Genomic DNA, 14,405 nt, shown 5'->3' on the forward strand with positions numbered 1-14,405 from the left:
TCTGCCCGCTGAATTACTGTAGTTGAAGTGCGAGCAAAGGCCAGCGGGTATCGAAGTCGGCTGTCGGCCGAAAGCGGAATTCTGAGCGCACATAGCGTGACAGTAAACCTTCGCAAAATGCCAGTAACTGGCTTGCCAGCAGGGTTTCATCGGTTCTGAAACCTTCACCCTCACGCAATTTTTTCTCGCGCATTACCAGACGAAGCTGCACTTCTATCCTTTCGAACAACTGATTAATCCTGTCCTGCAGGCGATCCTGTTCAAACATCAATGCATGGCCGGTCAGGATGCGGGTCAGACCCGGATTACGCTCACCAAATCCCAGAATAAGCTGCACGATCAGCTTTAAGCGCGTGAGCGTCTCTTTTTCGTCATTCAGGATAAGATTGATGCGGGTAATCAGACTGTCTTCAATAAATTCGATCAGACTGTCAAACATTTTGGTTTTGCTGGGAAAGTGGCGATACAGTGCCGCTTCTGATACCCCGACATTGGCTGCCAGCTTGGCTGTGGTGATGCGTTGGCTGCCATCGCCTGACTCGAGCATCTGTGCCAGTGCCTGCAAAATTTCTTCACGACGATTCCGTTTCGTGTTCTTTTTTTCTGCCATGACCTTAAAGACCCCTGAAAATCACCTTAAAAATGCTGTACCTGTTACTGATCGTACATATATGGGTTAACAGCATCTTCCCGCATTGCTACCCATGCACACAAAAGTTCCGGCCATTATCGTCACAGGACGACAGGCCGGAAGATGAAAAGGTACAAAAGCTGATGCTGATTAATTACTGCCGGCCGGAGTGGCCAAAACCACCTTCACCACGATCTGTGGTAGTAAACTCTTCGACCAGATTAAATTCTGCCTGGACTACCGGGACAAACACCAACTGTGCGATTCGGTCACCCGGCTCAATGGTAAAAGACTGTTCGCTGCGGTTCCAGGCTGAAACCATCAGAGGTCCCTGATAGTCAGAATCAATCAGCCCGACGAGATTTCCCAGAACAATGCCGTGTTTATGGCCCAGACCAGAACGTGGCAGAATAACAGCAGCCAGTTGTGGATCGGCGATATAAATCGCGAGCCCGGTAGGGATGAGCCGGGTCTCACCGGCAGCAAGAACCAAAGGCTCATCAAGACAGGCACGTAAATCCAGACCGGCGGACCCGCTGGTGGCATAGGCTGGCAGTGGAAACTCTTTTCCAACCCGGGGGTCAAGGATCTTAATGTCTATTTTTTTCATCATAAAGGCGGACTATCTCGTCTAATAATTGCTGGCCAAGGAGTTGTTTATCGCTAAGCGGTAACATTTTATCTCCCTCCTGCCAGAAAAGGTGAAGCGCATTTTTATCGCTGTTAAAGCCTTGCTCCGACAGCGATACATCGTTTGCGCAGATTAAATCCAGCTGTTTTTGTATTCTTTTCTGCCGGGCGTATTCTTCCACATTACGGGTTTCAGCCGCAAATCCGACCACATAAGGACGGTTTTCTGACAGTGCGGCTACTCCTGCAACAATATCCGGATTTTTGATCAGCTGAAGGGTCAGTGAATCATCACTTTCCCCCTGTTTTTTCATCTTTTCACTGGCTATCATCGGCGCGCGGTAGTCGGCTACGGCCGCGCTGCCGATGAAAATATGCTGGTCGTGGATAGCAGACATGACCTCATGCTGCATTTCAAGCGCAGTAGTCACATCGATGCGTTTAACGCCTACAGGGGTAGGCAATGATACCGGACCGGTCACCAAAGTGACCTTGGCACCACGGGATTTTGCCGCTTCAGCAATAGCGAAGCCCATTTTTCCGGAACTGTGATTCGTCAGGAACCGGACAGGATCCAGTGGCTCACGAGTCGGACCCGCAGTGATCATAATTTTCAGATGTTGCAGGTCTGTGACAGGCATAGCCAGGCGGATAGCATGGCGAACGATCTCTTCCGGGTCAAGCATTCTTCCGGGTCCGATGTCACCACAGGCCTGGCTGCCGCTATCAGGCCCCCAGACGGCTATCCCGAACTTTTCCAGTTTACTGATATTGTCAGCGGTGAATGGGGAACGGTACATTTGCTGATTCATAGCCGGTACAATGGCCACCGGAGCCGCCGTTGCCAGACAAGCTGTCGTCACCAAATCATTTGCCATTCCGTGGCTGATGCGTGCAATGATATCTGCGGTCGCGGGGGCGATAATCACCATGTCAGCCCATTTCGCCAGTTCGATATGGCCCATGGCAGCTTCGGCTGCAGGGTCCAGCAGATTGTTGAAGACCGGATAACCGCTCACGGCCTGCAGGCTCAATGGAGTAATAAACTCTCTGGCCGCATCGGTCATCATTACTCTGACATCGGCTCCGCGGTCACGCAGGCGGCGCACCAGCTCCGGTGTTTTATAAGCCGCAATGCCCCCGCTGACTCCCAGCAGAATCTTTTTACCGTCTAATTCCATCATTAACGCCTCATTTGTTGAGTCTGGTGCCGTGAACTCTGGCCCGACCCTGGCATTTTATCATAATCGCCGTCCGGCAAAACTGCCATTGCACCTGGCTGCTGTTCTGCTTTGCCACGTGCCGACAGAGAAATGTGCAGGTATCCGATAACCGGATGAAGGTCCTCGTAAATCTGTCAGCGGTGATGTGATGGAGGTTGAATGCGGCTATCACTGTAATAGAAAAGGCCCCTCGGGCAGGGATAATGGAGTCTGTTTAGGGAGAAAAAAATTATGGAACAGTTACGACCCAGAGAGAAGTTAATCAGGCACGGCGCCGAAGTATTAACCGATACCGAATTACTGGCCATCTTTCTGCGTACCGGTCTGGCCGGTATGGGAGTGATGGCATTGTCAGAAATGCTACTGAAGCAATTTGGTTCGTTATATGCACTGATGAGCGCAGGAGAAGATGATTACCTGGCTGTGCGTGGCATTGGAAAGGCTAAAATGACGCAACTGCAGGCGGTCGCAGAATTAGGACGGCGTTACTTTCAGGCTCAAATGGAAGCCGGAAACTTATTGGAAAGCCCGCAGATTACCCTCAATTATCTGTCCAGTCAGCTGGCTCACCAGGAGCGTGAGATTTTTGTGGTGATCTTTCTGGATAATCAGCATCGGGTACTGTCAGTACAAAAGATGTTTTCGGGTTCTCTGAGTTCTGTGGAAGTCCATCCCCGGGAAATCGCCAGAGAAGCACTGAAATTCAATGCAGCGGCATTAATTCTGGCGCATAATCACCCGTCCGGTCATGCTGAGCCGAGCCTTGCTGACAAGGAAGTAACCGGACAAATTCAGAATGTCTGTATGTTACTGAACATCCGGCTTTTAGATCATCTGGTGATAGGTAAGGGACAGTATGTATCCTTCGCCGAACGCGGGTGGCTGTAGTATGAAAAATAGCCAATCAATGCTGTTTTCGGGTGAATACAATCATTTTTTAATCGATCCCGGGAGATCTTTATCTGTTCGGGACTTGAGCGTTTGAGCCACAGAGCGTATACTACGCCACCTTTGAGAATCTCGGGTTTGGCGTTTAGGCCTGCTCAGCGGGTTCACATAGAACTCGCCTGGATGGGTTAAAAGCCTGACGAGGCGGCCAGAACCTAAGTACAAAGCTCGAGCTGATTTGATTTTTGGAGATATGACATGTCACGAGTCTGCCAAGTAACTGGCAAGCGCCCGGTGAGCGGAAACAACCGTTCCCACGCACTGAACGCGACGAAACGCCGTTTCCTGCCTAACCTGCACTCACACCGTTTTTGGGTTGAGAGCGAAAAGCGTTTTGTTACCCTGCGTGTATCTGCTAAAGGTATGCGTGTAATTGATAAGAAGGGCATTGATTCTGTATTAACAGATCTGCGTGCCCGCGGTGAGAAGTACTAAGGAACTAAATCATGGCTAAAGGTATTCGTGAGAAGATCAAGCTGGTTTCTTCTGCTGGTACAGGTCACTTCTATACCACTACGAAGAACAAACGTACTAAACCAGAGAAACTGGAACTGAAAAAGTTCGATCCGGTTGTACGTCAGCACGTAGTATACAAAGAAGCCAAAATTAAGTAATTTTGGTATTCTAAAAAAACCCGGCTTCGGCCGGGTTTTTTGTTTTCCGGGACTGCCAGCCATTATCCGGCGTTAAGGAGCTGTGATGCCTGAATTACCTGAAGTTGAAACCAGTCGCCGTGGTATAGAGCCACATCTGGTCGGTGCCACGGTATTGCACGCAGTGGTGCGTAACCCACGGTTACGCTGGCCCGTGTCACCGGAAATCCTCTCTCTGAGTGATCAGCCTGTTCTGAGTGTGCAACGGCGGGCTAAATATCTGCTGCTGGAGCTGCCACAAGGATGGATTATCATCCATCTGGGGATGTCTGGTAGTCTGAGAGTACTGAAGGAAGAACTACCGGCAGAAAAGCATGACCATGTTGATTTGGTTTTAAGTAATGGGAAAGTGCTGCGTTATACCGATCCCCGGCGTTTTGGAGCCTGGTTATGGGAAACAGATTTAGTTGCCAGTCGCGTGCTTTCACATCTGGGGCCTGAACCTCTGAGTGATGAATTTTCTGCACAGTGGCTGCAGGATAAATCGCAGCGTAAACGTATTCCTGTCAAACAATGGTTGATGGATAACAAGCTGGTGGTTGGGGTCGGGAATATTTATGCCAGTGAATCGTTGTTTGCTGCAGGAATTCTGCCCGACAGGCTGGCCTGCCAACTGAGTGATGAAGATGCGCAACGACTAGTGAAATGTATTAAGCAGGTACTGCAACGTTCAATAGAACAGGGCGGCACGACCTTACGGGATTTTTTGCAAAGCGATGGCAAGCCCGGATATTTTGCCCAGGAACTTCAGGTGTACGGACGGGCAGGCGAACCGTGTAGGTATTGTGGTACGGCCATTCAGAGTGGCAGACACGGGCAACGCAGTACTTACTGGTGCCCTCACTGTCAGCAGTGATATCTCATGGGGTCAGTTTGGCCAGCAATGCCTGACAAACCGGCCCTGTGACAAAACCGGAAACATCCCCACCATGACGGGCGACTTCTTTGACCAGCGACGATGAGACAAATGCGTAGGTTTCCGCAGGTATCATAAATACGCTTTCCAGTCCGGGCAGCAGATGATTATTCATCTGCGCCAGCTGTCGCTCATAATCGAAATCCGACACCGAGCGTACACCCCGAATTAAAACGTTCGCTTGCTGCTGTCTGGCAAAATTCGCCATTAAATCGCCAAACCCAAGCACAGTGACATTCGGCAGATGAGAAGTTGCCTGTTGCGCCAGATCAATCCGTTCATCAAGGCTAAACATGGGCTGTTTCGTATTGTTACGGGCAATGGCCAGGATCACCTGATCGAACAATCTGGCAGAACGGGTAACAATATCCAGGTGCCCTAACGTCAGTGGATCGAATGTTCCGGGATAAATGGCTCGGGTTGTCATAATGGTTATTGCGCCCCTGGCGGTTTTGTTTTGTTTAATGCCCAGAGTATGGCGTATTTATTGAACGTATACTGGGCATTGACCAATGCCAGCACCCAACCCTGGCTGCCGTCGAGAACTCCTGCTCTCAGGATAGCTGTTTTCAGCCAGGCTGCCACTGTGTGACTGTAGACGGAAAACAGGCTGCAGGAACGGCCCTGACTGAAACGCTGGGCTGCCCATGCATTGGCATAAGCCAGTTGTTTTTGCTGGAAGTGATGCAGGTCGCGGCAGGTTAAATGTTTTAAATCTCCGGATAGCCGGATCACACTGGCACCAGAATGCTCCAGTGATTCATGAACCAGGTGGCTGTTATAACGAAAGCGGGCCGGATATAAACGAGTTACGCGATCCGGATACCAGCCACTGTGGCGCATAAACCGCCCTAAAAACCAGTTGCTGCGGGCAATGCTGTAGACTTTGTCCGGTGATGCCGGCTGTTGCAATACCTCTTCTATGGCTGCGCGCAATTCCGGAGTCACTCTTTCATCTGCATCGATCATCAAAATCATATCGCCGCTGGCATATTGCTGCGCATGCTGGCGTTGCAGCCCGTAACCCGGCCATTGCTCACTGTAAAATACCCGGGCTCCGGCCTGGCGGGCAATGTCTGCGGTCTGATCGGAACTTCCGGAATCCAGTACAATTATCTCGTCAGCCCAGGCGACAGACTGCAGGCAATCCGGGAGTAATTCAGCCTCATTTTTGGTGATCATCACCACCGAAAGCCTTTGGCGTGTACTCATCAGTGTGTCCGTGGCGGAAGATTGGGTTCAAGCAGTTCCAGTAGTCGCTGCAAGGCTCCCTGATTTTGCCGTAATACCTCTACAGCATGGTGGCCGTAATACCTGCGGTAGTCATCATCCTGTAACAGGGTGCTGACTTCTCTGGTCAGAGAGGTGCTGTCGGTTACGGTTATCAACCCCTGAGCTTCTTCGAGTTTGCTGCAGATGTCTTTAAAATTCCAGGTATGTGGTCCCATCAGCACCGGAATGGCATGAGCTGCAGGTTCCAGCGGGTTATGTCCGCCACGTTCTGTCAGACTACCCCCGACAAAGGCCAGGTCTGCAATACCGTAGAGCAGCATTAATTCACCCATAGTGTCGCCTATCACGACCTGAGTGGAGGCCGAAGGAACGTCTCCACTACTCCGGCTAATAAAACTCAGGCCAGCCCGTTGGGTTAGTGCTTTAGCATCCGCAAAGCGTTCCGGATGGCGCGGGACCAGTATCAACAACAGGTCCGGAAACTGTTTCAGTAACTGACGGTGGCTTTCGAGAACAATCGTTTCTTCCCCGTCGTGGGTACTGGTCGCTATCCACACAGGACGATGGGGAGCCCACTGGCTGCGCAGAGTTATTGCTTTGGCTGCCAGTTCCGGGGTGACCGAAATATCAAATTTCAGACTGCCAGTTACTGCAAGATGACTGCGTTTTAATCCTAATGCCACAAACCGCTCACCATCTTCGGCATTTTGTGCCGCGATCAGCGTGATACTTTGCAGCAATTTCTGCATAAACCTGCCCAGTTTCTGATAACCCCGGAAAGAACGTTCAGAGAGTCGTGCATTGGCAATGACCAGTGGGATTTTGCGCTGATGCAGAATATGAATCAGACCTGGCCAGAGTTCGGTCTCCATAATGATGACCAGCCGTGGGCGAACTGTATTCAGAAAGCGGTGTGTGGCTCCGGGTAGATCATAAGGCAGGTATACATGGTCTACATCTTTACCAAAGGCCGACTGTGCCCGTTCCGAACCCGTTGGTGTCATGGTCGTCACAGTAATCGGCAGCGTCGGATAGCGATATCGCAATGCCCTGACCAGAGGGACGGCGGCCAGTGTTTCTCCGACAGAAACCGAATGTAGTACGATACCCTCAGGTCTGACTTTGCCTTCGCAAAATCCATAACGTTCCGCCCAGCGTTTACGGTACGCCGGCGCTTTACGACTGCGGATAAGTAATCGACCCCAGATAAAGGGTTGAATCAGGTAGAGCAGAGTCTGGTATACACGCAACAGCATTTTGTGAATATCGGCTTGGAATATTGCGGCAATGGTAGCATAAATGTAACTGTTTTGGCAGGGGAGATTATTTCAAACCTCATGACTCTGAGTGGTTTAAATGATGCGTTTTTCCGTTTTGCGTTTTTTTGTGATTTGCATTTAATTAATCGTATTTTGTATTAATTATTCTTAATGAAAAACCTAACAAAATAGAAATTGTTATGAAGTAAAAGCTAATTCCAGAGCTATGGTTAAAAAATGCCTGGCTAATAAAATAATCAATGGTTGAGAATATAAGTAAAAGGCCCGATTGTGATATGTGTTTTATTTCTCTTGATTCCTTATCCTTTTCTTTCTTATGAAGCATGGTCGCAGGAATCAAAAAGATGGATAAAAGTGATGCCAGCCCAAATAATCCCTTTTTAGCCATTTCGTCGAGAAATTGGTTGTGAGCGTGAGTGTTTATTCCATAGTCCCTTATGAAAAGGGGTATATCTCCTTTTTCATATTGATAGTTATAACTTTTACTAATTCCAAAATTACCCCAACCAAGCAATGGTTTCTCTTTAAAGCTATTCCAATTGGACTTCCACAGCATCAGGCGAATTCCAAGGGAGTTAGTCCCATCATTACCTGCCCATTGTTTATCCGTGAACCTGTGTAAATCTTGCACCGCTAAATTAACGCGACTATAAACACCAAGTGATGGTATAGAACATACTGATATAAGGATTGTTATAAGAAGTAGTAATGCACCGATAATTCTCCCGGATATTAAATCCCGGTTCATGCTTATAATGATGAATATATTCACAGGCAATAGTATCCACCCACCTCTTGAACCGGAGAGAAGACTGCCTGTAATCCCAGATAGTGCGGCAGCAATAAAAAAAATAAAGTATTTTTTATTGTTTTTTTTTATGTGGTAAAAAGATAAACACAACGACATAAGCCCCAGGCTCATGCAGGTATCACCCGCCTGAATTGGCATTATATTATCAAATGCTCTCCCCCAACCTAAAAACACCTTCTCATAAATAGCGATTGCTCCACCAATGATTGCACCAGTAGCTATTCCATTGCTTATATAATGAAAGCTTATTTTATTTCTGCTGATAAATAAGAATATTAATATTCCGAGTAAACATCTGGAAGGAAGTTCAAACTCACTGAGTTTATATTCAGTGTCATGTATAATGAAAATAAACTGGGATATAAAATATGTTAAATATGTGATTAATATTATTTTCTGTTCTTTGTTTAAAGGTTTTTTTATGTTTTTATATGCATCGAAAATTATAAGTGGTAACATAAGAATTGTACCTGCAATGTAACCACTTTTAAACGTCAGTGTTAAAGCCCCGGAGATAAAAATAAGAATATTACCAATAGAAATTTTATTAATCCCTGAAGGTTTAATCATAATTTAACTTCCTTTGCGCAAATTATATTTGCTGCAACCCTATGCAGGTTGTATATGTCATGTTGGTCTGAGAAGCTTTTAGAGTTGCCCGACCATATACTCCTTTTTTTAGATGATGTTATAAATAAGTATAATTCATCATTTAGTTGTTTTTGATTAAATGGATAATCAAGGACAGCACCGCAGTTTGCTTCTTTAACAAAATGGGCATATCCACAGTTTTCAGTAACTATTACAGGCAGTCCTGAGCAGATGCTTTCTAAAATAACAATACCTGCAGCCTCATGATATGCTGGGTGCAATAATATATCAGCATGACGCATGAATATGTTAATGTCATTTCTCCCGGGGTAGAATTTAATAATCGATTCTATATTTAATTCCTTAGATAATTTAATGAATTTTTTTGGGTCGTCCTGCCCCACCACTAAAAAAGTTAATTTTTGTTTTATTTTATCAGGAAGGCTGGCGATCGCCTTTAAACTTCTGTCAACACCCTTGCGTTTAAAATCAGATCCTACCTGTAAAATAATAAAGTTATCATCAGATATCCCATGATCCTTCAGAAATTGAGCCTTAGATACAGAAACAGGATTACTGTATTTTTTATCCTTATTAATACCTGGAGGGAGCAGATGAAATCTGCTTTCAATAGTATTGTAATGTTTCTTAAAGTCAGCTATCTGTTTTGGTGCAAGCATTAACAGTTCTGTTTTACTTTGTAGGCCAAAAACATCAAGTTCAAGCTTCAGATAAGTTCGATTTCTGGAGGATATTCTGTAAAATATACCTTTTTCAGTAGCTGCTTTTTCTGCATTACATCCTTCAGCTGCATAATAAAAATCAAGCCCGCTCATCTTAGTAAATCCTACAACACAGTCTGCGGGGTTGTTTTTTAGGAATATATTGGCGTCTATTGAAAAGTTCTTTAACCTGATATGATTACTTAATCCCCTTCTGGGTATCTTTATGACTTCAAATGAAGAAGGAATATCACCTTGCCACTCAGTGCACAGAACACATATTTTGTGTCCCCTCGATTCGCATTCTAATGCGATATCAAGAAAATCCCTCTGTAACCCCCCGAATGAGAAGTATTTATAAAGACAGAATGTAATTACCATTTTTATCTATATACCTTTTTAATTAGTTCTTCGGCTGCGCAAATGACATCCTGAGCAGGAATGCACGATAAATATTTTATTGATTTATTATAGTCTGCATTATCTGGCATTTTTTCATAATCGCCTGCCCATAATTGTCTGTAATTTTCGGTCCATGGTCTCCACACCTTGTGGTCTGTTGGACCAAACAGTGCAACAACAGGTGTTTCAAGAGCTGCTGCCATATGCATCGGTGCCGAGTCGAGTCCTATGAATAATTTTGCATTATCAATAAGTACTGCAAGCTCGGGAAAAGACGTTTCCCCGGCTAATGATATAAATGGTTTGGCTTTGCACTGTTTGAATATATCATAAACAATATCTTTTTCATGCTGAGATGGGCCACTGGTTAAAATAACCTCGAATCCACTTTCTTTAAAATGATTTATGACAATCGAAAATTTATCATTATCCCAGTATTTATAATATTGTCTTGTTGTAGGTTGTATAAGAATATAATTACCAATGCTTTCAGGTGGGATCTTTGAAAGTATTTTAGTGTCATCTTTGCTGTAATGCATACTAAGCTTTGTAGTTCGAATACACTCATTTTCCAGAAAGCTCAGGTTTTGTAAGACAATATGTTCTTCCGCATTTACTCTCACTGTTTTATCAAAAAATCTGGACCAAATCTTTCCTTTTATTTTATCTCCTTTATAGACCCCTATCCTTTTAGAAGGGAGAAAGGATGTCATTAACGCAATTGGCCATTGATCTGCCAGATTAATGACCAAATCATAGTTGTTTTTTCTTAATGTTTTAAAAACAAGAAATGATTCTTTTATTTTTTCTATGAGGCTATCTTTTTTCCTGGATAGTGTATAGAGTTTATTGATATCCTCATTATAGGATAGGACCGGAGCCGTATCTTCATATAGTAATATGTCTATTTTTGACGCAGGATAAGATTTTTTCAGTGAGCTAATCAAAGGCGTTGTAAGAATCATGTCTCCATGATAGCGAAATTTTACAACAAGAACCCTACTGATTTTATTATTTTCTTTGACCATTTTTTACCTTAGGTTTTTGAGAATTGCCACGCTACCGCCCTTGGCTCGATAGCAACCACATGCACATCCTTTTATTATTTATAAAATTCAAATGGTTAATTTTATTTATGATGTTAACAATCTGAGCATGCTAACATATACTTCTTCGGCTGAAATATTTCCCATGCTGTTGCCACTCTCCGGGCGCAGGGCTAACTGGTTTTTACCATAACCGCCAATCAGTCCCGGGTCGGTCGGGCCATATAGTGTGATATTGGGTCTGTCCAGTGCCGCAGCCAGATGGCTCAGGCCGGTATCGACTGACACCACGATTTTTGCACCCGCCAGTTCCCGGGCAACTTCGGCCAGTGTGAGTCTCGGTAAAACGGTGACCTGCGGATGTCCTTCAGCCAGCCTGACGGCGCGCTGATATTCGGCTTCAGTACCCCAGGGAAGTTTTATGCAGTAATCACGTTCCGTCACTTTCTGAATCAGCTCACGCCAGTGTTGTTCAGGCCAGTGTTTATTATCACGGGTAGTGGCATGCAGAAATACCATATAACGCCCGGCATCGGCAGGCAGATCGTGGGTGAAGTGCCCGGCGATAGCATAGTCTCCACGCGTAGCGGGCTTTTCATACCCCAGACTTTTTGCAAACAGGTCACGTATACGTTCAACGGCGTGTTGTTGCTGTTTAATCTCATGACGTTTGTCATACCACCAACAGGCAAAAGGCTCTCTGACACTGTTTTTGTCAGCACCATGCTTTTCGCCTTGTGCCAGCCGGGTTACCAGAGCCGCGCTTTTTATCAGCCCCTGGGCATCGATGATAATATCGTACTGGCGCTGGCGAAGTTTTTGTTTAAACAGGAAACGTTCTTCCCGCTGTTGGATGCCAAACCAGTGTTTGCGCCAGCGACGAATAGCAATGGGTAATACCTGATCAACGGCCGGGTGCCAGCCAGGGATTTGGCTAAAATTTTCTTCTACGACCCAGTCGAAAAGTATCCCCGGAACTGCCTGCATAGCATCGGTCAGTGCCGGAAGAGTATGAATTACATCCCCCATAGAGGAAGTTTTAACAATCAGGACCTGCATTCATTCTCCTGCGGAGGTGTCAGTAATAAGCTCAGTTCATCCATAACACGCGCAGGTTTTATATCAATCAGACTCTGATGATAACCGAGGTCTGCCTCGCCTTTTCGGACTTTATGATAGCCGGTAATCAGGCGAATCACCCGTGCCTGGTTTGAGAGTGGCGGGGTAAAATCGGGACTGCTGGGGCCGTACAATGCTACTAACGGACGATGTAAGGCTGCGGCAATATGCATCAGACCGGAATCATTACTCACTACCGCGTCGCAGCTGGAGAGTAAAATGACTGCCTGCTCAAGCCGGGTTTTTCCGGCCAGATTATGGCAAAATGGCGTGTCATCTGAATCAAGACTGTTGAGGATATCGTTACCGGTTTCATGGTCTTTATCTGAGCCGAATAATACCACCCGGTACCCTCTGGCAATCAGCTTCTGAGCCAGAGCCGCATAATGATAGTGCGGCCAGCGTTTGGCCGGCCCGAATTCGGCTCCGGGGCAAAATCCTATCAGTGGCCGGTCTGCGGGTAATTCAAACAGGCTGGCGGTTTCTGTTTTCTCGGCTTGGGTGACACTGAGCTGAGGCCATAATAACGGTTGGGGAAGGGCGGCCGCGGTTGTCATTTCACCGGCGGGGTAGGCGAGAGCAACGTAACGTTGCACCATTAATGGAAAAGCCGGTTTGTTCAGCACTCTGGCATCGTTCAGTAAGCCATAGCGCATTTCTCCCCGCCAACCGATACGTTGTTTAATTCCGGCAAAAAAAGGGATCAGTGCAGATTTAAAGGAGTTTGGCAGCACATAAGCGCGATCATAATGATTATCGCGCAGTGAACGACCGATGCGGCGGCGTTCACTGATGGCCAGTGAACCATGGCCGATAGGCATTGCAATCGCCTGACTGACTTCAGGCATCCTGGACAATAACGGCCGGCACCAGCCTGGAGCCATCACATCGATGATGGCCTCCGGGTGTTGTGCTTTCAGCGTACGATAGAGACTTTGAGACATCATCATATCGCCAACCCATGAAGGGCCGATCACCAATATTTTCATCGCCGGAAAATCTCTTATGCTTTGTTGTTGAGCCACGCCATATATTCGCTCACACCTTCTGCTACCGTTTTAAACGGCTTATCATAACCGGCAGCTCGCAGGTTACTAAGATCGGCCTGAGTATAAGCCTGGTAACGACCTTTGAGCTTTTCAGGGAACGGGATATATTCCACTTCGCCTTGACCGTGCCAGGCCAGAACGGCATCCGCCACAGCCTGGAAAGATTCTGCTCTTCCGGTACCACAGTTATAAATGCCGGAAACGTTGTTTTCCCAGCACCAAAGATTAACAGCGGCAACGTCCTCTACAGAGATGAAATCACGCTGGAAGTTTTCACTGCCGGCAAAAAGTTTCGGGTTTTCACCGTTAGTGATTTGCGTATTCAGATGAAAGGCAACGCTGGCCATACTGCCTTTATGGCCTTCACGCGGGCCGTACACGTTAAAATAACGGAACCCACAGACCGGAGATTCGGCCTCAGGCAGAATGCTGCGAACATAGTGGTCGAATAGCATTTTTGAGTAGCCATAGACGTTAAGAGGCGCCTCGTACTGGCGATCTTCTATGAAGTTATCATCCCGCCCACCGTAAGTTGCTGCAGAAGAGGCATACAGGAAAGGAATCTGGCGATCCAGACAAAAGTGCAGCAGCTCTTTTGAATACTGGTAATTGTTATCCATCATATACTTACCGTCCCACTCGGTGGTGGACGAGCAGGCACCCTCGTGGAATATCGCTTCGACAGGACCAAAATCATCCCCTGCCAGTACGCTGACGAGAAACTCTTCTTTGTCCATGTAATCACTGATATTCAGGTCGGCAAGATTGGCAAATTTAGTACCATCTTTCAGGTTATCTACGACCAGAATGTCAGTATGCCCGCGGTCATTGAGGGCTTTTACAATATTACTGCCGATCATGCCGGCGCCACCAGTAACGATAATCATAAGCGTACCTTTGAGTGAGGACGTGAAGTATGGAATACCACGTTTATATCGGGCGATCATACCATTTCAGACACCGTAAAGGCAGGGTATGTTCTCGCTGAAAGCATGCTTCCATCGATCTGCGACACATTTTTTCACTATGATGATGAAAGGGTTACCTGAAAAGCGCATACAGGGTCAGAGGATAGCGTGAAAGTAGAGATGGGTGCACCAGATAACTGCAGTCCGGAACGCCATCTTTTCCCGATGGAAAAGATGGCAGTC

At 46.5% G+C, this 14,405-nt stretch carries 16 protein-coding genes; 4 read left to right on the plus strand and 12 right to left on the minus strand.

Features of this window, described 5'->3' with window-relative positions; all coding sequences use genetic code 11:
- Positions 1 to 13 precede the first annotated feature (13 nt).
- From slmA to coaBC, 3 genes are all read right to left on the minus strand, one after another.
- Entirely contained in the window at positions 14 to 610 is a 597-nt protein-coding gene (gene slmA, locus B3Z23_RS15425; protein ID WP_038016030.1) for a nucleoid occlusion factor SlmA, read from the minus strand.
- Positions 611 to 785: 175 nt separating this feature from the next.
- Complete coding sequence (gene dut / locus B3Z23_RS15430; RefSeq protein WP_038016028.1) at positions 786 to 1,244, minus strand: dUTP diphosphatase; 459 nt, start codon at positions 1,242 to 1,244, stop codon at positions 786 to 788.
- Positions 1,222 to 2,445 carry a bifunctional phosphopantothenoylcysteine decarboxylase/phosphopantothenate--cysteine ligase CoaBC gene (gene coaBC, locus B3Z23_RS15435; protein ID WP_294911964.1) on the minus strand — a complete coding sequence of 408 codons (1,224 nt, stop codon included), beginning with the start codon at positions 2,443 to 2,445 and terminating at the stop codon, positions 1,222 to 1,224. The genes dut and coaBC overlap by 23 nt, the downstream gene beginning before the upstream one ends.
- A gap of 270 nt (positions 2,446 to 2,715) precedes the next feature.
- Here coaBC and radC point away from each other — a divergent pair, with 270 nt between their 5' ends.
- The 4 genes from radC to mutM all read left to right on the plus strand — a co-directional run bounded on the left by radC (position 2,716) and on the right by mutM (position 4,941).
- Complete coding sequence (gene radC, locus B3Z23_RS15440) at positions 2,716 to 3,372, plus strand: RadC family protein (RefSeq protein WP_038016022.1); 657 nt, start codon at positions 2,716 to 2,718, stop codon at positions 3,370 to 3,372.
- 258 nt (positions 3,373 to 3,630) lie between these two features.
- Positions 3,631 to 3,867, plus strand: coding sequence for a 50S ribosomal protein L28 (gene rpmB / locus B3Z23_RS15445; RefSeq protein ID WP_294911968.1), 237 nt, complete (start codon positions 3,631 to 3,633; stop codon positions 3,865 to 3,867).
- 11 nt (positions 3,868 to 3,878) lie between these two features.
- A complete protein-coding gene (rpmG, locus tag B3Z23_RS15450; RefSeq protein ID WP_002436700.1) occupies positions 3,879 to 4,046 on the plus strand; it encodes a 50S ribosomal protein L33 in 168 nt (55 codons plus the stop codon).
- Positions 4,047 to 4,131: 85 nt separating this feature from the next.
- The gene (mutM, locus tag B3Z23_RS15455; protein ID WP_294911971.1) at positions 4,132 to 4,941 is read left to right on the plus strand and encodes a bifunctional DNA-formamidopyrimidine glycosylase/DNA-(apurinic or apyrimidinic site) lyase; all 810 of its coding nucleotides are present in this window, start codon (positions 4,132 to 4,134) and stop codon (positions 4,939 to 4,941) included.
- Between the two features lie 4 nt (positions 4,942 to 4,945).
- Here mutM and coaD read toward each other — a convergent pair whose 3' ends face one another.
- The 9 genes from coaD to rfaD form a co-directional block, all read right to left on the minus strand.
- Positions 4,946 to 5,428, minus strand: coding sequence for a pantetheine-phosphate adenylyltransferase (coaD, locus tag B3Z23_RS15460; protein WP_294911974.1), 483 nt, complete (start codon positions 5,426 to 5,428; stop codon positions 4,946 to 4,948).
- A gap of 5 nt (positions 5,429 to 5,433) precedes the next feature.
- Positions 5,434 to 6,213, minus strand: coding sequence for a glycosyltransferase family 2 protein (locus B3Z23_RS15465; RefSeq protein WP_294911976.1), 780 nt, complete (start codon positions 6,211 to 6,213; stop codon positions 5,434 to 5,436).
- Positions 6,213 to 7,490 carry a lipid IV(A) 3-deoxy-D-manno-octulosonic acid transferase gene (gene waaA / locus B3Z23_RS15470; RefSeq protein WP_414716500.1) on the minus strand — a complete coding sequence of 426 codons (1,278 nt, stop codon included), beginning with the start codon at positions 7,488 to 7,490 and terminating at the stop codon, positions 6,213 to 6,215. The genes B3Z23_RS15465 and waaA overlap by 1 nt, the downstream gene beginning before the upstream one ends.
- Before the next feature lie 145 nt (positions 7,491 to 7,635).
- Complete coding sequence (locus B3Z23_RS15475; protein ID WP_294911978.1) at positions 7,636 to 8,895, minus strand: O-antigen ligase family protein; 1,260 nt, start codon at positions 8,893 to 8,895, stop codon at positions 7,636 to 7,638.
- Positions 8,892 to 10,019, minus strand: coding sequence for a glycosyltransferase family 4 protein (locus tag B3Z23_RS15480; RefSeq protein ID WP_294911980.1), 1,128 nt, complete (start codon positions 10,017 to 10,019; stop codon positions 8,892 to 8,894). Before B3Z23_RS15480 ends, B3Z23_RS15475 begins: the two co-directional genes overlap by 4 nt.
- A gap of 2 nt (positions 10,020 to 10,021) precedes the next feature.
- Positions 10,022 to 11,068 (minus strand): putative lipopolysaccharide heptosyltransferase III, encoded by a 1,047-nt coding sequence (gene rfaQ, locus B3Z23_RS15485; protein ID WP_294911982.1) that lies wholly within the window; start codon positions 11,066 to 11,068, stop codon positions 10,022 to 10,024.
- Positions 11,069 to 11,173: 105 nt separating this feature from the next.
- Positions 11,174 to 12,145, minus strand: coding sequence for a lipopolysaccharide heptosyltransferase RfaC (rfaC, locus tag B3Z23_RS15490; RefSeq protein ID WP_294911985.1), 972 nt, complete (start codon positions 12,143 to 12,145; stop codon positions 11,174 to 11,176).
- Positions 12,133 to 13,194, minus strand: coding sequence for an ADP-heptose--LPS heptosyltransferase RfaF (gene rfaF, locus B3Z23_RS15495; protein WP_294911987.1), 1,062 nt, complete (start codon positions 13,192 to 13,194; stop codon positions 12,133 to 12,135). The genes rfaC and rfaF overlap by 13 nt, the downstream gene beginning before the upstream one ends.
- Before the next feature lie 14 nt (positions 13,195 to 13,208).
- Complete coding sequence (gene rfaD / locus B3Z23_RS15500; protein WP_294911988.1) at positions 13,209 to 14,141, minus strand: ADP-glyceromanno-heptose 6-epimerase; 933 nt, start codon at positions 14,139 to 14,141, stop codon at positions 13,209 to 13,211.
- Between the last annotated feature and the right edge of the window lie 264 nt (positions 14,142 to 14,405).

This window comes from Tatumella sp. UBA2305 (assembly GCF_002345795.1).
GTDB lineage: Bacteria > Pseudomonadota > Gammaproteobacteria > Enterobacterales > Enterobacteriaceae > Tatumella > Tatumella morbirosei.